We start from the raw sequence: 16,796 nt of genomic DNA on the forward strand, positions 1-16,796 counted from the left end.
AAAGCAGCATGACCGCAGAGCATTTATTGTTGATCGTGGAAGATGATCCCGCGTTCGCGCGCACCCTTTCGCGCTCGTTCGAGCGGCGCGGCTACACCGTTCTGCGTGCGAGCAACCCGGAGCAAGTGGACGCGCTGCTGGCAAAGCACACCCCCACGCATGCCGTGGTCGACCTCAAGCTGGAAGGCAGCACTTCCGGCCTGGCCTGCGTGCAGGCCCTGCACACCCATTCGCCGGCCATGCTGATCGTCGTATTGACCGGCTTTGCCAGCATTGTCACCGCCGTCGAAGCGGTCAAGCTTGGTGCCTGCCAATACCTGGCCAAGCCTTCCAACACGGACGATATCGAAGCGGCCTTCTCGCATGTGGCCGGTGTGGCCGAAGTGGAGCTGACCAACCGTTCGACCTCCATCAAGACGCTGGAGTGGGAGCACATCCACCAGGTGCTGGCGGAAACCGGCTTCAATATCTCCGAGGCCGCCCGCCGGCTCGGCATGCACCGCCGCACGCTGGCACGCAAGCTCGAAAAGCAGCGCGTCAAATAGTCATTTCGCGCGCAATGCGTTCCGCAAGTCCTTGCAACAACAGGTGGACGTGGTATCCGTCCACGAAACCGTGATGCGCCTGGACGCAGAATGGCACCGTCATCATGTCGCCGTCCAGATCGCTGTAGCGTCCCCAAGCGATCAAGGGAATGTCGGCGCTCTTGTACTCGTGGATCGGGTGCTCGATCGCACGCATGTCGAGCCACGGCATGCAGGTGGTGTAGACATTGTTTTTCTGTTCGCGCGGGGTCAGATCGCGGCCGGTGTTGATGAATTCGCGCGTCGCGCGCGCCTCCGCGCCCGCCGCCAGGCTGCGGGAAATGAATTCGGCGCGATCGGTCGACATATCGAACCTGGCGTAATTCAGGTTGTTGTCCAGGTTGATGACGGTGTAGCCGCCGTAGAAGTCATCGATCTTGATCACCTCCCCGTCGAACTCGCGGTACAGGAAGTTCTCGACATCCTTCACGCTCATGTAGAGGCAGTACAAGAGAAAATGGAACGGCGGCAGTTGCCGCTCCGTGCAGTAGTGCCGAAACTCCGGCAGCCGCGCGACTACGCTCAGGTTCAGCAGCGGATTCGCATACTGGCGAAACGACTCGTAGCGGTCGCGGCGAAGTTCAAATTTGTCCATGTTGTTCAGACCTGAGGGTTGAGCCGTTCGATTTTGGAATGCAGCTTATTGAGGCCTGCCAGGTAGGCCTTGGCGGAAGCGACGACAATGTCTGGATCGGCGCCGACGCCGTTGACGATGCGGCCGGAATGCGCAAGGCGCATCGTTACCTCGCCTTGCGATTGGGTGCCGGGACTGATGCCGCTGATGGCGAACAGCACCAGTTCCGCGCCGCTTTGCGCCTTGCTTTCGATGGCGTTGACCATGGCGTCGACCGGGCCGTCGCCTGTGCCTTCGGCGCTGTGTTCCACCCCGTCAATCGAGAACACCACGCGCGCAAAGGGCAGTTCGCCGGTTTCCGAACGCTGCGCCAGCGAGACGAAGCGGTAATGTTCGCCGCCGGACGCGGCTTCTTCACCGCTCACCAGGGCCATGATGTCTTCGTCGAAGATTTCGGACTTGCGGTCGGCCAGTTCCTTGAAGCGGGTGAAGGCGGCATTCACTTCGGCCTCCGAATCAAGCTCGATGCCCAGCTCCTGCAAGCGCTGCTTGAAAGCGTTGCGGCCGGAGAGCTTGCCCAGCACGATCTTGTTGGCAGTCCAGCCCACGTCTTCTGCGCGCATGATCTCGTAGGTTTCGCGCGCCTTGAGGATGCCGTCCTGGTGAATGCCGGAGGCGTGGGCAAAGGCATTGGCGCCAACCACCGCCTTGTTCGGCTGCACCGCAAAACCGGTAATCTGCGACACCATCTTCGATGCCGGGACGATCTGCGTCGTGTCGATCGCGCAGTCCAGGTTGAAATAGCCGGCGCGCGTGCGCAGGGCCATCACCACCTCTTCCAGCGCGGTATTGCCGGCGCGCTCTCCCAAGCCATTGATGGTGCATTCCACCTGCCGCGCGCCGCCGATCATTACGCCGGCCAGCGAATTGGCCACGGCCAGGCCGAGATCGTTGTGGCAGTGTACCGACCACACGGCCTTGTCGGAATTCGGAATGCGTTCGCGCAGGCGGCGGATGGTCTGGCCATACAGTTCCGGCACGGCATAACCCACGGTATCGGGGAAGTTGATGGTGGTGGCGCCTTCGGCGATCACGTTTTCCAGCACGCGGCACAGGAAATCCTCTTCCGAGCGGCTGCCATCTTCCGGGCTGAACTCAATATCATCGGTGAATTTGCGGGCGAAGCGGATCGCCAGCCTGGCCTGTTCCAGCACCTGGTCCGGCTCCATGCGCAGCTTCATCTGCATGTGCAGTGGCGAGGTGGCAATGAAGGTGTGGATACGCTTGCGCGCCGCCGGCTCCAGCGCTTCGGCGGCGCGGGCCAGGTCACGGTCATTGGCGCGTGCCAGCGAACACACGATGGGCTCGCGCACGGCGGTGGCAATGGCGCGGATGGATTCGAAATCGCCTTGCGAAGCAGCGGCGAAACCCGCTTCGATCACATCGACCCGCAGCTTTTCGAGCTGGCGGGCGATGCGCACCTTTTCTTCGCGGGTCATGGAAGCGCCCGGCGATTGTTCGCCGTCGCGCAGGGTGGTATCGAAGATGATGAGGCGGTCATTCATGGATTCGCTCCTTCTGAATTGCCGCCCCGGCGGCCTTACGATTCGTCTTCCGGCGAAGTTTTCTCGATCAGTTTGACCGGATTGCCTTTGACCAGGCGGGTCAGGTAGATCACATAGCCCGACAGTCCATATGCCACGAACAACACGAACAGCACCTTCGGCGGATCGATGGAGATCAGGGCGAAGAACATCGCAATCAGGAACACGGCCAGGAATGGCACCGACTTGCGGAAATTGATGTCCTTGAAGCTGTAGAACGGCACGTTCGACACCATGCTCAGGCCGGCAAATACCGCCAGCACCCAGGCCTGCCAAGGATAGAACACGCCATCGACTTCCAGGTCGGTCAGCAGCATGACGAAGCCGGCGATCAAGGAGGCGGCGGCCGGCGACGGCAAGCCCTGGAAGTAGCGTTTGTCGACCACTTCGATATTGGTGTTGAAGCGGGCCAGGCGCAGTGCGGCGCCGGCACAGTAGACGAAGGCCGCGATCCAGCCCAGCTTTCCGAGTCCGCGCAGTGCGAATTCATAGATCACCAGCGCCGGCGCGGCACCGAACGACACCATGTCCGACAGCGAGTCGTACTGGGCGCCGAATTCACTCTGGGTATTGGTCAGGCGTGCCACGCGGCCATCCAGCCCGTCCAGCAGCATGGCGACGAAAATCGCCCAGGCGGCGTGCTCGAAGCGCTGGTTCATGGCCATGACGATGGCGAAGAAGCCGCAGAACAGGGCACCGGTGGTGAAGGCGTTCGGCAGCAGGTAGATGCCGCGCGAGCGCGGCTTGTCGAGGCCATCGGCCCCCTTGCGGCGGGCGAAGCGGCTGAACAACGATTGCTTGCCGGCGGCGTTTTTAGGCCGGCGGCGGGGGAATTTGGCCATACTCTTCCATTTTTTATACGAGGGTGGCCCCTATTATAGAGGACACCCAGTATGGAAGTGGCAACTTTGGCTTACTTGAACTTGACCTTGCCGACCACGCGCATTTCCAGCGTGGTTTCGCCAGGTTCGAAGCTTGGCTCGGCCACGGACTGGTCCATCTCTGCCATTTTGGCGCGCGCCATCATCATCGGCGCCGGCGCGCCGGCCGGGCCGCCGCCGTAGTTGCCGGAACCTTCGTAGTCGATGGTATCCAGCACCGCGTCGGTCACCGGACGGCCCATCGCGGAGGCGATGGAGGCAATGCGCTCGTTCAGGTTCTTGTAGGTGGCGGCGATGCGGGCGTCATCCAGCTTGCGGGTGGCGGCCGGGCTCAGGCCGAAGGACAGGCCGTTCAGGGTCAGCACCTTCTGCGCAGCGGCTACGGTCTTCGGCAGCACGCCGATATTGGTGGTGGTCACCTGCACGTACTGGCCCACGCGCCATGCGGTCGGCTGGCGCACCTTGGCAGTGGCGCCCGGCGGCAGTGGACGGTCTTCCGGATAGACCGGATAGGTGTAGTAGCCCTGGGTTTTCAGCTTGGCTTGCGGGTCTTCCTTCTTCAGGATGTCCAGGCCCTGCTTGATTTTCTGGTTCACGCGCGAGGCGGCAGCAGCCTTGTCCTTGTCCTGCTCCTCAATCGCCAGCACGGCCACGGCCTGGTCGTTCGGCGCAGTGACTTCACCATAGGCAGGCACGATGACGGTGGCGCCCGCGGTCGGGACGGATTGTGCGATGGCGGCCTGGGCGCCCAGCACCAGCGCGGCAGCAGCTACAGCTTTCTTGACGGTCATTGTTATTCTCCTTGCTTGGTTTCGATGGACGCACTTTAACTGAATTCATACCGCAAAACTGTCGCGATTCGTGAGCGTTTGTAACACTCTTCCTACTTGAAGCGGAGCTTTGCCGTCGCGCGCAGTTCCAGCTTGCTCTCGCCAGGCTGCAGGTTTGGCTCTTCGACCTCGCCGCTATCTTCGCGGCGAAGCCTGCTGCCGGTGACGTACACTTTCTGCTCCAGCGCTTGGGAGCCGAAGTCCAGCGATTCCAGCTTCGCATCGGCAACCGGGCGCCGCATCGCGCCAGCAATGAAGGCGACCTGCTCTTCCAGGCTGCGATAGGCGGCTTCCACACGTCGCTGTTCCAGCTTTTTCCTGGTCTCCTCGCTTAAGCCGAAGACGACGCTCTTGAGCGTCAGGACCTTCTGGGTCGACGCAACCGTCGCCGGCAAGGCGGCGAAGTCGCCAGTGACAAGCCGCACATCCTGGCTGACACGCCAACCGGTTTGCTGCGCTTCGCGCTTTTGGATGCGCGCAAGCGCTTCGTCGTAGACAGCGTAAGTCCGGTAGCTGTCCAGCGACAGCCGCGCGTTCGGGCTGGCTTTTTTCAACGCCGCGATGCCCTGCTTCAGGCGCAGGTTGACGCTGGACGCCAGCGCCGCCTTGTCCTTGCCCTGCTCCTCGTAGCCGAAAACGAGTTGCGCTTCATCGTTTGGTGCGGTGACGCTGCCGATGGCCGTCACCGTCACCAGTGCATTCTCGGTAGGAAGCGTGTCGGCGAAAGCTGCTTGGGCAGAAACGATCATCGCCAGCAGGGCCAGGGGCTTGAGCATGCAAAACCTTCCAATGAATTATTCGAAGCTCGAATGTAACTGAAACTGATACAAAAGTGTCATCTACAAGACATCCGGCTGTGGCATGATCGCATGTCGTCCACTCCACACATGAACTAGGAAAATGGCAAAGTACCTGATTCCCGCACTGGCCCTGGCGGCCTCGTTCGGCGCCCACGCGGCACCGGCCAAACAGCCTGCACAACCCAAACTCGTCCTGGTCATGGCCGTCGATGGCCTGCCGCAGGAGCAGGTGACGCGCTATGCCCACCAGTTCGGCCAGGGCGGCTTCCGCCGCCTGCTCGAACAGGGCGCATGGTTCAGCAATGCGCACCAGGCCCATGGCATTACCGTGACCGCTGTCGGCCATGCGGCCATCCTCAGTGGCGCCTATCCCTATCAGCACGGCATCATCGGCAATAACTGGGTGAACCCGGCCAACGGCGGCAGCATGTACTGCACCGAAGACGCCAACCACAAGTATCTCGGCGACGAGAAGACCGATCCGCATGACGGCACCTCCCCTGCCAACCTGCGCGTCGATACGCTGGGCGACCAGCTGCGCTACGCAACCGGCCAGCAGTCCAAGGTGATTACCGTATCGGGCAAGGACCGCGGCGCGATTCTCCTGGGCGGCAAGACCGGGACGGCCTACATGTATATGGAAGAAAGCGGCAACTTCGCCTCCTCCACCTTCTACATGAAGGAGCATCCGCAATGGGTGCAGAAGTACCAGGCAGGCAAGCCGCAAGAGCGCTATTACGGTGTGAAATGGAAGCCGCTGCTGGCTGATTCGGCCTATGCGGGAGATTACGGCGATGCGCCGAGCCTGCAGCTCTCCAGCGAATCGGGCAAAACCGACGCGGTTTATTACAAGCGCCTGAAAGAGTCTCCTTTCCTCGACGAGCTGACCGTCGAATTCGCCCAGGCCGCCATCGAAGGCGAGAACCTCGGCAAGAATCCGGCTGGAGTACCGGACCTGCTGGGGGTGAGCTTCTCCGCGCACGACCTGGCGAACCACGGCTACGGCCCGGAGAGCAAGATCTCGCACGACCACCTGCTGCGCCTGGACCGCATGCTGTCCAACTTCTTCTCCTACATCGACAAGCGCATCGGCATGGACAATGTGCTGGTGGTGCTGACCGCCGACCATGGTTTCGCGAACACCCCGGAATTTGCGAATGAAGTCCAGAAGGCCGGCGTCAACCGCATCGACGGCAAGAAGCTGGCGGAGGACCTGAATGCCCACCTGGCGACCAGGTTTGGCTTGAACAAAGGCGTATCCGCCCAGTCGATTCCGAACCTGCACCTGGACTACGCCCAGATCGAGAGCAAAGGCTTGAAGCGCGAGGAGGTTGAGAATGCCGCGGCACGCTTCCTGTTGTCGCAGCCCGGCCTTGCCGATGTGTATACCCGCACCCAGCTGGAAAGTGGTGCCGTCGGCGGCTCACGTATTGCGACCCTGATGCGCAGGGCCTGGAACCGCCAGACTTCCGGCGACCTGATGGTGGTGGCCAAGCCGCACTGGATCTTCGGCTTCCCGACCGGCAAAGGCACCACCCACGGCTCGCCGTACGCCTACGACACCAACGTACCGCTGATCGTGATGGGTAAGCCATGGGTAAAAACCGGCCACTACGGCCAGTACGCTGAAGTGGTCGACATCGCCCCTACCCTCGCCTACCTGCTGAACGTGCGCCCGCCAGCCGGCGCCGAAGGCCGCGTCCTTACCGAAGCATTGAAGTAAATTAGATGTCCACTTTGGTGTCGGGAGCCAAAGTGGACATTCCCCCTCGTATAATGAAGCTCCGATCCTGTCCTGGAGCACGATATGCCGATTTGCCGCATCGCCATCGTTTCCGCCGCCCTGGCGTTGACCACCGCCTGCTCGGTCAACCGCCCCGTCGCCGACGATTACGGCACCTACCTGGGCAACAACGTCAAGACCGGCAACCTGCCCAGCGCCAGGATTGCAGACAGATATTATCTCCCGCCCGCCACGCAAGCCCATCGCTACGAATTCAAAAGCGTCATGGGCGGTTATGCGAATACCTGGGTAGTCGAATTCGGCAAGGTGCTCGATGCCACCATGCGATCTTCGGATGTCGTCGCGGCGTTGGGAAGCGTCAGCAAGGCCGGGAACGACAAATCGGGTTCCGGCAACACTTTGGTGTTCGAGCTGCAGCGCTATACCTTCGAAGACCACGGCGCCCACTTGGAGCTGGCGATCAGCATCCGCAATGCCAAAGGCGAAGTATTCCGGAAGGTCTATGACGCCGACGGCCGCACGCAAGGCGGCAAGATGTTCTGGGGCGGAGCGTTCGCCATGAAGAACGCGGTCCAGCAATCGACCAAGCTGGCGATGGACGATATCCTGGTCCGCTTCATTCGCGACGCCGCCAGCACCAGCCTCGCGTCGACAAGGAAATAAAAAAACGGCCCCGAGGGGCCGTTGAAGTTTGCTTCTAGGGACAATCAGTTCTTGGACTGGTCGACCAGTTTGTTCTTGGCGATCCAAGGCATCATCGCGCGCAGCTTGGCGCCGACTTCTTCGATCTGGTGCTCGGAAGTCAGGCGGCGGCGGGAGATCAGGGTCGGTGCGCCGGCCTTGTTCTCGAGGATGAAGCTCTTGGCGTATTCGCCGGTCTGGATGTCTTTCAGGCACTGGCGCATGGCTTCCTTGGTAGCGGAAGTCACCACTTTCGGGCCGGTCACGTACTCGCCGTACTCGGCGTTGTTGGAGATCGAGTAGTTCATGTTGGCGATGCCGCCTTCGTAGATCAGGTCCACGATCAGCTTCAGCTCGTGCAGGCACTCGAAGTAAGCCATTTCAGGCGCGTAGCCGGCTTCCACCAGGGTTTCGAAACCGGCTTTGATCAGTTCAACGGCACCGCCGCACAGAACCGCTTGTTCGCCGAACAGGTCGGTCTCGGTCTCTTCGCGGAAGTTGGTTTCGATGATGCCGGCCTTGCCGCCGCCGTTGGCCGATGCGTACGACAGGGCGATATCGCGGGCGGAACCGGATTTGTCCTGGTACACGGCGATCAGGTGAGGCACGCCGCCACCCTGGCGGTAGGTGCCGCGCACGGTGTGGCCCGGGGCCTTGGGAGCGATCATGATCACGTCCAGGTCAGCGCGCGGCACGACTTGGCCGTAGTGCACGTTGAAACCGTGGGCGAAAGCCAGCACGCCGCCTTGCTTGATGTTTGGTTCGACGTTTTCTTTGTAGACCTGGGCGATGTTCTCGTCCGGCAGCAGGATCATCACGACGTCGGCGTTCTTCACCGCTTCGTTCACTTCCGCCACTTTCAGGCCAGCCGCTTCGACCTTGTTCCAGGACGCGCCGCCCTTGCGCAGGCCAACAGTCACGTTCACGCCGGATTCGGTCAGGTTCTGCGCGTGCGCGTGGCCTTGCGAACCGTAGCCGATGATGGCAACGTTCTTGCCTTTGATGAGGGAGAGGTCAGCGTCTTTGTCGTAGAAAACTTTCATGGTCATTCCTTGGGTGTGAATTCGGTTGAATTGCAGTTCAATTATTTATACTTTGAGGATGCGTTCGCCGCGGCCGATGCCGGAGCCGCCAGTACGGACAGTCTCCAGGATCGAGGCGCGGTCAATCGCGTCAATGAAGGCATCCAGCTTGCTCTTGGCGCCCGTCAGCTCAATGGTGTAGGTCTTTTCGGTCACGTCGATGATGCGGCCGCGGAAGATGTCGGCGGTGCGCTTCATCTCTTCGCGCTCCTTGCCGACTGCGCGCACCTTGATCAGCATCAGCTCGCGCTCGATGTGCTGGCCTTCGGTCAGGTCCACCACCTTCACCACCTCGATCAGGCGGTTCAGGTGCTTGGTGATCTGTTCGATGATGTCGTCGGAACCGGTGGTCACGATGGTCATGCGCGACAGGGTCGCGTCTTCGGTCGGCGCAACGGTCAGCGTTTCGATGTTGTAGCCGCGGGCGGAGAACAGGCCCACCACGCGGGACAACGCACCCGCTTCGTTTTCGAGCAGTACAGAAATAATATGGCGCATGATTACAGGTCCTCCGAGCCAAGCAGCATTTCGGAGAGGCCTTTGCCGGCTTTCACCATCGGCCACACGTTTTCACTCTGGTCGGTAATGAAGTTCATGAAGACCAGGCGGTCTTTCATGCCAAACGCTTCTTTCAGCGCACCTTCGACATCGCCCGGTTTTTCGATGCGCATGCCGACGTGGCCATAAGCCTCGGCCAGCTTTTCGAAGTCCGGCAGCGAATCCATATAGGATTCGGAATAGCGCGAACCGTAGTCGATCTGCTGCCACTGGCGAACCATGCCCAGGAAGCGGTTGTTCAACAGGATGATCTTCGGCGTCAGGCGGTACTGTTTGCAGGTCGCCAGCTCCTGGATGTTCATCTGGATCGAGCCTTCGCCGGTAATGCAGGCGACGGTCGCATCAGGATTGGCCATCTGCACGCCCATGGCGTACGGCAGGCCGACACCCATGGTGCCCAGGCCGCCGGAATTGATCCAGCGGCGCGGCTTGTCGAAACGGTAGTACTGCGCGGCCCACATCTGGTGCTGGCCCACGTCGGAGGTGATGAAGGCGTCGCCCTTGGTGATGTCGTACAGCGACTCCACCACTTGCTGCGGCTTGATGACCAGGTCGGAGGTGGCGTACTTCAGGCAATCGCGGCCGCGCCATTCGTTGATCTGCTTCCACCAGTCTTTCAGCGCCGCGGCGTTCGGGCGCTGCTCGGTCGCTTCCAGCTGCGACAGCAGTTCGACCAGCACGTCCTTCACGTTGCCGACGATAGGAATGTCCACTTTGACGCGCTTCGAGATCGACGATGGGTCGATGTCGATGTGGATGATCTTGCGCGGGTTCTGGCTGAAGTGCTTCGGATTGCCGATCACGCGGTCGTCAAAGCGGGCGCCGATCGCAATCAGCACGTCGCAGTTCTGCATCGCGAGGTTGGCTTCGTAGGTGCCGTGCATGCCGGGCATGCCGACGAAGCATGGATCGGAAGCGCGCGAACCGCCAAGGCCCATCAGGGTATTGGTGACCGGGAAGCCGAGCTTCTCCACCAGTTTGTTCAGCTCATTCGATGCATGCGCCAGGATCACGCCGCCGCCGGTGTAGATCATTGGACGCTCGGCCGACAGCAGCAGCTGCAGTGCCTTGCGGATCTGGCCGGCGTGGCCTTTGTCGACCGGGCGGTAGGAACGCATCTCGATATCCTTCGGATACGAGTACACGTGCTTGTGCATCGAAATATCTTTGGGAATATCGACCAGCACCGGGCCTGGACGGCCGGTCTTGGCGATATAGAAGGCCTTCTTGATGGTCTCGGCCAGGTCTTTCACGTCCTTCACCAGGAAGTTGTGCTTGACCACCGGGCGGGTGATGCCGACGGTGTCGCATTCCTGGAACGCATCCTGGCCAATCGCGTGGCTCGGCACCTGGCCGGAAATCACCACCATCGGAACGGAGTCCATGTAGGCGGTGGACAGGCCGGTCACCGCGTTGGTGACGCCGGGTCCGGAAGTGACCAGCGCCACGCCCACTTTGTTCGAGCTGCGCGAATACGCATCGGCGGCATGGATGGCGGCCTGCTCATGGCGAACGAGGATGTGCTGGAATTTGTCCTGCTTGAAGATGGCGTCGTAGATATAAAGGACGGCGCCGCCGGGATATCCGAAAACGTGTTCTACGCCTTCCTCAGCGAGGCAGCGGACAACGATTTCGGCGCCCGTGATGGGAGCTTCGGTATTCATGAAACATTCCTTTCAAGGTCCATAGGAGATTGATCGGATGCTCTTGCCTAGCGAAGTGGGCGACACCGTGCACGACTCTCAGCTTCCCTTCTTTCTGCGGTGACACTGACCCTTCCCCCATGCGTAGCTGGAGTACAAGCCGGTGCTAAACGCAACTCGTTTGGCTGGAGTTTTGCAGCGGTTTCTGGCCTACCTCTCGCGCTTGTGGCACGGGTTAGAGCAAACTGCTGACAATAGAAAGCTGGCTTTTCAGAACGGCTTTGTGTGCCTGTCCCGAAGAACCGGGGAGCCTTGTGGTGTACAAAGCGTCCTTAACGTTACCGCGCTGCACCATATTGGTCAAGCTTATTCTGCTTTTTTTGTTAAAATGCCGGATTGTTCAGACTAGCGATATAGCGCAGCCCTCTTCCCGACGCATGGCCACAGACAAAGAATTATCGGATTTCCTCGAAAGTGTCGAGCGCCGCGCCTTCAAACAAGCGGTCTATGCCGTCCGAAAGGACGAGTCCGCCCTGGACATTGTGCAGGATGCGATGATCAAGCTCGCCGAAAAATACGGCGACAAACCGGCGGCCGAATTGCCGGCTTTGTTCCAGCGCATCCTGCAAACCACGATACTTGATTATTTCCGTCGCGAAAAAGTCCGTAATACCTGGGTAAGTCTTTTCTCGGGCCTTGGCCCTGGCCAGGAAGAGCATGAGGACTTTGATATACTGGAATCCTACGAGGCTGAACAGGGTTCCCAGGCGGCCGAGTCGAGTGCGGATCAGGTGGAACGGGCACAAATCTTGCAGATAATTGAAGAAGAAGTGCAAAAACTGCCTACGCGTCAACGAGAAGCGTTCCTCATGCGTTACTGGCAGGACATGGACGTAGCAGAAACTGCCGAAGCGATGGGATGTTCCGAAGGGAGCGTAAAGACGCATTGCTCACGAGCAACACACACTCTCGCTGAATCGCTCAAAGCCAAGGGAATTAAGTTATGAACACCGAAGATACCAACTTTGCATACGGCGTGCGGCGCGCGCTCAATGAAAAGCTAGACGACCTGCCAGCCGCTACGACTGATCGCCTGGCCGCAGCCCGCATGGCTGCGATGAAGCGCAAGAAGGCCGATGCGCCGGCCCGCGTACGCGTGAGCCGCACCGCGCCGGCGGTGGCTGGCGGTGCAAGCGGCTTCTTCGCCAACCCGTTTGCCTGGTTCAACCGCGTCAGCGTGGCCCTGCCATTGCTCCTGCTGCTGGGCGGCATGGTCGGCGTGTACCAGTACGAACAACAGCAATCGATCGTGGAACTGGCAGAAATGGACGCCGCTGTGCTGTCCGATGAACTGCCGCTGTCTGCTTACCTTGACCAAGGCTTTGGCGCCTATCTCGAGACTCGCGAGCAATAAAGTATGGCGCGTGTAAGTGGCAGGACAACATGGGTTGCTGGAGCAATCGCCTTAGCGGGCGTGGGAATCGCTGCCGTCGTATGGCTGGTGAGCCGGCCTGCTTCGTCCCCTGCGCCGGCGCCTTCGACTGCCGCAACCGCTGCAGCTCCTGCCAAGCCAGTCGGTGAAAAGCCCCACTGGTCCGACCTGAAACCGGCCCAGCAGCAAGCCCTGGCACCGCTTGAAGCGACCTGGGAAGAGCTGGGCCCGGTGCGCAAGCAAAAATGGATTTCCATCGGCAATCGCCTGGCCAAAATGAAGCCGGACGAAAAAGCGCGCGTGCAGCAACGCATGCGCGAATGGGTGGCGTTGTCGCCGGCCGAACGCAAGGCCGTGCGCGAGAACTTTGCCCGCGCCCAGAAGAAAGCCACGCCACCGGGCCAGCGTGCGGCCGAGTGGGAGCAATATCAGCAATTGCCGGACGAAGCCAAGAAAGCCCTGGCAGATGCGGCCGCAGCCAAGAATAACCAGGTCGTCAAGACGCCGAGCCTGGCACAGTCCACCGTGAAGACACCGGCGCCAGTCAAGGTAAAAGGCCATGGCCTGGTGCGGGGACCGGGCACCGTTCCGCCGGGTACGGTGCCGCCAGCGCCGATTGGCTTGCCGCAAGGTTCGCCGGCTGTGGTGCCGCCGGGCAGCTCGCTCGGCGCGGGCAGCGTAAATACAGCGTCTTCCGCTACGGCTGCCACGCCTGGCACCGCCCCGCTGACCGCGCCCGCCACCGCGCCGACCGCCAGTCCGGCGGCCCCGGCGACGGATGCCACCGCGCCCGCTTCCGCTACCCCAGCCGCGCCGAGCGCGCCACCAGTGCTTCCCAATGCAAGCAAATAACGCTGTGCCAACCATCAAGCGTCGCCTGATTGCCATGGTCTACGAGATCCTGCTGGCGCTCGCTGCCCTGTTCCTGCCATTCCTGGTCTTTGAGATTGCAAGCAAGGCCAGCCACACCGCGCTGGTCGAGCATATGCGCCAGTTCCTGGCCTTCCTGATCCTGGGTGCTTACTTCATCCACCAATGGACCCGCAAAGGCCAGACCCTGGCCATGCAAACCTGGCGCATCAAGCTGGTGCAGCCGGGCCAAGCGTACCTGCCGATCCGCACCGCCGCCTTGCGTTACCTGTTGTGCTGGCTGTGGATCTTGCCCGGCATCGTCGTCGCCTACGCAGCCGACCTCAGCAATAAGCACAAGCTCTACGCCTTGCTGGCCAGCGTCCTGCTGTGGTCGCTGACCGCCTTCCTCGACAAGGACCGCCAGTTCCTGCATGACCGCATCGCCGGGACCCGCCTGGTGCAATTGCCGAAACCGGAGAAAAAAGGCGCCAAAGCCGCCTAAGCACTCGCTATACTGGACTTGCACACGGGAGGCAACCATGGACAAGGACAGCAGCTTCACTGGCTCAATTCCGGAAACTTACGAGCGCGCCATGGTGCCGCTCCTCTTCACCCCCTATGCGATCGACATGGCGCGCCGCATTGGACAACGGCGCCCGGCGCGCATACTGGAAGTGGCGGCCGGCACCGGCGCCGTCACCCGGCTCCTGCTGCAGGAAATCCCCGCCGCGCAAATCGTCGCCAGCGACCTCAATCCCGCCATGCTGGAGCAAGCGCGCAAGGCCGTCGTTTCGCCGCGCGTTGAATGGCAACAGGCGGATGGGCAAGCACTGCCCTTCCCCGACGCCAGCTTCGACGCGGTGGCATGCCAGTTCGGCGTGATGTTCTTTCCCGATAAGGTGCGCGGCTTCAGCGAAGCGCGCCGCGTATTGAAGCCGGGCGGCGTATATTGCTTCAATGTATGGGATGGCATCAGTCATAACGACTTTTCCGCGGCCATCAACCATGCTCTGGCCAAGGTATTCCCCGAAGACCCGCCCCGCTTCCTGGCGCGCGTGCCCTATGGCTGGCACGACGTCGACGTGATCGTCGAAGAGCTGAAACGCGGCGGTTGGACCGGAAACATCACGCATGAAGTGGTGACGGCAACCAGCCGCGCAGAGTCCGCAGCATCCACCGCCATGGCGCTCTGCCAGGGTTCTCCGCTAAGGGCGGATATTGAAGCGCGCGATCCAGGGCGCCTGCAGGAAGCCACGAACGCGGCGATCGCAGCGCTGACCGAAAAGTTCGGCAGCGGCGCCATTGAAGGAAAAATGCAGGCGCTTGTGTTTACTTGCGAGGCGTGAACTCGTAGACGCGCGCACCCTCGCCCACGTCCTCGTCGTCGTCCAGCGCCAACTCGCCGCGCTCGAAAGCCGCGACGACCTCCAAGGCCTGCCCCATTTCATCTTGCGGCACCATGACGCGCGCCCCGCCAATGGCGGGCGCCAGCAGGAAAGCCGCTTGCACATGCTGGTCATCCATCACCGTGGCGTTCAGTCCCGCCGCACGCAGGCAGCCGCAGAGGATGAAAGCATCCGCCGGAATCAGGCAGCGGCGAACCAGGCAGAAGTCGTTGTCCATAGCGCCATCATAGCTTGAATGGTGAATTGGGATCATCTTTGCATTCCAGGTATCGGCGGCGCCCTTCCCGCACCAGTTTCTGGATACCATGGCGACAGGTCTTATCGAGGTCCGGCAAGGAGTAGCGCCTCAGCACCCGCCCTTCGGGATCGAGGTCAAATCCGGTGCCGCCCACCAGGCGCAAGTCATAGCAATCAGGATGCGTGCAATACATTTCGCAATCGACGCAGGCATTGGCTTCTTCACCATCATGGAAGGCAATGCAATGGTCATACACAGCCGGCGCCAGGATCGTAAAGGAGCTCGACTGGAAATAGCCGCATTTGCCGTCTTTATCCGCAAAACGGGCCACGCCGCGTGGCGCGTAGGGATAGTCGAAGTCGCTGGTATGGTAGATGCCCGGTACGACGACGCGGCCGCGCCGGTCCAGTGCAGCGACTTCGTGGGGCCAGCTGTCGATGACAATCACGGCCTTGCCGGATTTGTTAAAAGAGAGTTTGCGCAGGTAGCGCGGTTTGAGTTGGCGCACACCTGCCCGTTCCGTAAAGCAGCCGGCCGGCCAGACGTCCTCGCCATCGCGTGCCGGGCATCCGGGACCGGCCGCCATGGCGCCAAACGGCATCAGCATCAACAGGAATAAGAGCAGGCAGGCACGCATCAAAGATCTCCGGCAAGTAAGGGGTGCTGGGAGGTAAAGGCAGCCAGGTGCTCCAGCAAGGCGCGCACGCGGGCCGGCAGGTAGCGCTGCTGCGACCAGACGGCGTAGACGCTGCGTTCGCGCGAGGTCCAGCCGGGCAACAGCCGCACCAAGGCGCCCGACTCCAGGCTGGCGTGGCATTGCAGTTCTGGCGCAAGGACAATTCCGAGGCCCGCCTCCGCCATCATCACCGCCAATCGTACTTCATTGACGCGCACGCGCGGATCAGGGTGCAGCACGAACTGGGCTCCGCTTCCGGGGTCCTGCAGATGCCATTCGCGCAAAGGCAGTGTGGCGATGGTGGAGTGGCCTTCCAGTTCCTTCATATTGCGCGGAGTGCCGTTTCGGGCAAGGTAGGCGGGCGACGCGGCCAATACCAGCCTTACATCGCCAAGCCTGCGCTGCGTCAGCGTGGAATCGGCCATTGCACCGATGCGGATCGCCAGGTCGGCGCCGCTGCCGACCAGGTCCTGAACTTCATTGGACAGTTCCAGTTCGAGCCGCACGCGGGGAAATTGCTCGAGGAAGCTGGCCCAGGCCGGCGCCAGGATCTCGCTGGCAAAATTCACGGGGGCCAGCACACGGATCGTGCCTTCCACGGCGCCCAGCGTAGCGTCGAGCCGGAGGGTGGCCTGGCGCAGGGCCTGTACCAAGGGCCGGCATTGCTCGTAATACTGGGTCCCCTCCGCCGTCAGCATGGTGCGGCGCGCACTGCGATGCAGGAGCCGGTAGCCCAAGCCGGCCTCCAGCTTCTGCAGGCGGCGCGTGACGGTGGCGCTGGGCAAGCCTTCCTTCTCGGCGGCGGCGTTCAGGCTGCCCGCTTCGACGATGGCGATGAATAAGGCAAGGTCATCGAGCATGATTCCATTTTCGGAATTGGAGATTGAAATTTCAACTCTAGTGTACTCCAACGGAATTGACTACGCTGGAGGCAATGACCAATTAGCTGGAGAACACCATGACAGACCTGCGTACCCGGATGATTTTTGCGGCCCTGATGTCGTTCCTGATGACCGTCATCATGAGCGGCTGGATTACTTTCCTGAATGTCGGGCTCACGACGGAATATGCCGCGCGTTGGGGACACGCCTTCCTTGCCGCCTGGCCGGCAGCCTTTTTCGCCGTGATGACGATCGCCCCGATGGTGCAGCGCGCAAGCCTGCGCCTCGCCGCCGCACTACGCTAGAGCCCGTGTCCCACCATGGTGGGAC

Annotated in this window: 20 protein-coding genes; 9 read left to right on the plus strand and 11 right to left on the minus strand. The window is 61.3% G+C overall.

Translation table 11 applies throughout. The features are described 5' to 3' along the window. The first annotated feature begins 8 nt into the window (after nt 1-8). Nucleotides 9-545 (plus strand): response regulator transcription factor, encoded by a 537-nt coding sequence (locus tag BM269_RS26545; RefSeq protein ID WP_090444730.1) that lies wholly within the window; start codon nt 9-11, stop codon nt 543-545. Here the strand turns inward: BM269_RS26545 and BM269_RS26550 are convergent. The 5 genes from BM269_RS26550 to BM269_RS26570 all read right to left on the minus strand — a co-directional run bounded on the left by BM269_RS26550 (nt 538) and on the right by BM269_RS26570 (nt 5,249). After that, the gene (locus BM269_RS26550) at nt 538-1,179 is read right to left on the minus strand and encodes a CatA-like O-acetyltransferase (protein ID WP_090444733.1); all 642 of its coding nucleotides are present in this window, start codon (nt 1,177-1,179) and stop codon (nt 538-540) included. The two genes, BM269_RS26545 and BM269_RS26550, sit on opposite strands and share 8 nt — an antisense overlap. 5 nt (nt 1,180-1,184) lie before the next feature. Continuing rightward, nucleotides 1,185-2,723 (minus strand): 2-isopropylmalate synthase, encoded by a 1,539-nt coding sequence (locus BM269_RS26555; protein ID WP_090444736.1) that lies wholly within the window; start codon nt 2,721-2,723, stop codon nt 1,185-1,187. Between the two features lie 35 nt (nt 2,724-2,758). Then, the gene (gene pssA / locus BM269_RS26560; RefSeq protein WP_090444739.1) at nt 2,759-3,604 is read right to left on the minus strand and encodes a CDP-diacylglycerol--serine O-phosphatidyltransferase; all 846 of its coding nucleotides are present in this window, start codon (nt 3,602-3,604) and stop codon (nt 2,759-2,761) included. Between the two features lie 71 nt (nt 3,605-3,675). Next, nucleotides 3,676-4,434 (minus strand): SIMPL domain-containing protein, encoded by a 759-nt coding sequence (locus BM269_RS26565; RefSeq protein ID WP_090444742.1) that lies wholly within the window; start codon nt 4,432-4,434, stop codon nt 3,676-3,678. A gap of 92 nt (nt 4,435-4,526) precedes the next feature. Beyond that, nucleotides 4,527-5,249 (minus strand): SIMPL domain-containing protein, encoded by a 723-nt coding sequence (locus BM269_RS26570; protein WP_090444745.1) that lies wholly within the window; start codon nt 5,247-5,249, stop codon nt 4,527-4,529. Between the two features lie 124 nt (nt 5,250-5,373). Here BM269_RS26570 and BM269_RS26575 point away from each other — a divergent pair, with 124 nt between their 5' ends. Together BM269_RS26575 and BM269_RS26580 are read left to right on the plus strand one after the other, a co-directional pair. Next, complete coding sequence (locus BM269_RS26575) at nt 5,374-6,996, plus strand: alkaline phosphatase family protein (protein ID WP_090444748.1); 1,623 nt, start codon at nt 5,374-5,376, stop codon at nt 6,994-6,996. A gap of 84 nt (nt 6,997-7,080) precedes the next feature. Continuing rightward, the gene (locus BM269_RS26580) at nt 7,081-7,680 is read left to right on the plus strand and encodes a hypothetical protein (RefSeq protein WP_090444751.1); all 600 of its coding nucleotides are present in this window, start codon (nt 7,081-7,083) and stop codon (nt 7,678-7,680) included. A gap of 44 nt (nt 7,681-7,724) precedes the next feature. On the opposite strand, the gene ilvC is transcribed toward BM269_RS26580, so the two are convergent. From ilvC to BM269_RS26595, 3 genes are read right to left on the minus strand one after another with little or no spacing between them, the layout of a single operon-like run. Further along, nucleotides 7,725-8,741, minus strand: coding sequence for a ketol-acid reductoisomerase (gene ilvC / locus BM269_RS26585; protein ID WP_055936393.1), 1,017 nt, complete (start codon nt 8,739-8,741; stop codon nt 7,725-7,727). A 45-nt stretch (nt 8,742-8,786) separates the two neighbouring features. Next, the gene (ilvN, locus tag BM269_RS26590; protein ID WP_028104341.1) at nt 8,787-9,278 is read right to left on the minus strand and encodes an acetolactate synthase small subunit; all 492 of its coding nucleotides are present in this window, start codon (nt 9,276-9,278) and stop codon (nt 8,787-8,789) included. A 2-nt stretch (nt 9,279-9,280) separates the two neighbouring features. Then, nucleotides 9,281-11,002 (minus strand): acetolactate synthase 3 catalytic subunit, encoded by a 1,722-nt coding sequence (locus BM269_RS26595; RefSeq protein ID WP_090444754.1) that lies wholly within the window; start codon nt 11,000-11,002, stop codon nt 9,281-9,283. A gap of 392 nt (nt 11,003-11,394) precedes the next feature. Between BM269_RS26595 and BM269_RS26600 the strand changes: the two genes are divergently transcribed. The 5 genes from BM269_RS26600 to BM269_RS26620 are packed head-to-tail and all read left to right on the plus strand — an operon-like array spanning nt 11,395 to nt 14,611. Beyond that, entirely contained in the window at nt 11,395-11,988 is a 594-nt protein-coding gene (locus BM269_RS26600) for an RNA polymerase sigma factor (protein ID WP_255372315.1), read from the plus strand. After that, complete coding sequence (locus tag BM269_RS26605) at nt 11,985-12,395, plus strand: DUF3619 family protein (protein WP_090444760.1); 411 nt, start codon at nt 11,985-11,987, stop codon at nt 12,393-12,395. The genes BM269_RS26600 and BM269_RS26605 overlap by 4 nt, the downstream gene beginning before the upstream one ends. A gap of 60 nt (nt 12,396-12,455) precedes the next feature. Beyond that, a complete protein-coding gene (locus BM269_RS26610; protein ID WP_229204810.1) occupies nt 12,456-13,265 on the plus strand; it encodes a DUF3106 domain-containing protein in 810 nt (269 codons plus the stop codon). Next, nucleotides 13,252-13,767, plus strand: a complete 516-nt coding sequence (locus BM269_RS26615) for an RDD family protein (protein ID WP_090444766.1) — start codon at nt 13,252-13,254, stop codon at nt 13,765-13,767. Before BM269_RS26610 ends, BM269_RS26615 begins: the two co-directional genes overlap by 14 nt. 37 nt (nt 13,768-13,804) lie before the next feature. Next, entirely contained in the window at nt 13,805-14,611 is an 807-nt protein-coding gene (locus BM269_RS26620) for a class I SAM-dependent methyltransferase (RefSeq protein ID WP_090444769.1), read from the plus strand. On the opposite strand, the gene BM269_RS26625 is transcribed toward BM269_RS26620, so the two are convergent. From BM269_RS26625 to BM269_RS26635, 3 genes are read right to left on the minus strand one after another with little or no spacing between them, the layout of a single operon-like run. Then, complete coding sequence (locus BM269_RS26625; protein WP_090444772.1) at nt 14,595-14,888, minus strand: hypothetical protein; 294 nt, start codon at nt 14,886-14,888, stop codon at nt 14,595-14,597. The genes BM269_RS26620 and BM269_RS26625 overlap by 17 nt on opposite strands. Nucleotides 14,889-14,895: 7 nt before the next feature. Further along, nucleotides 14,896-15,546 carry a hypothetical protein gene (locus BM269_RS26630; protein ID WP_090444775.1) on the minus strand — a complete coding sequence of 217 codons (651 nt, stop codon included), beginning with the start codon at nt 15,544-15,546 and terminating at the stop codon, nt 14,896-14,898. Continuing rightward, nucleotides 15,546-16,445: a LysR family transcriptional regulator gene (locus BM269_RS26635; protein ID WP_090444778.1), complete on the minus strand. Its 900-nt coding sequence runs from the start codon at nt 16,443-16,445 to the stop codon at nt 15,546-15,548. The genes BM269_RS26630 and BM269_RS26635 overlap by 1 nt, the downstream gene beginning before the upstream one ends. Nucleotides 16,446-16,543: 98 nt before the next feature. Between BM269_RS26635 and BM269_RS26640 the strand changes: the two genes are divergently transcribed. After that, on the plus strand, nt 16,544-16,771 hold the full coding sequence (locus BM269_RS26640) for a DUF2798 domain-containing protein (protein WP_090444781.1): 228 nt from the start codon (nt 16,544-16,546) through the stop codon (nt 16,769-16,771). Nucleotides 16,772-16,796 lie beyond the last annotated feature (25 nt).

This window comes from Duganella sp. CF458 (assembly GCF_900113115.1).
Lineage (GTDB): Bacteria > Pseudomonadota > Gammaproteobacteria > Burkholderiales > Burkholderiaceae_D > Rugamonas.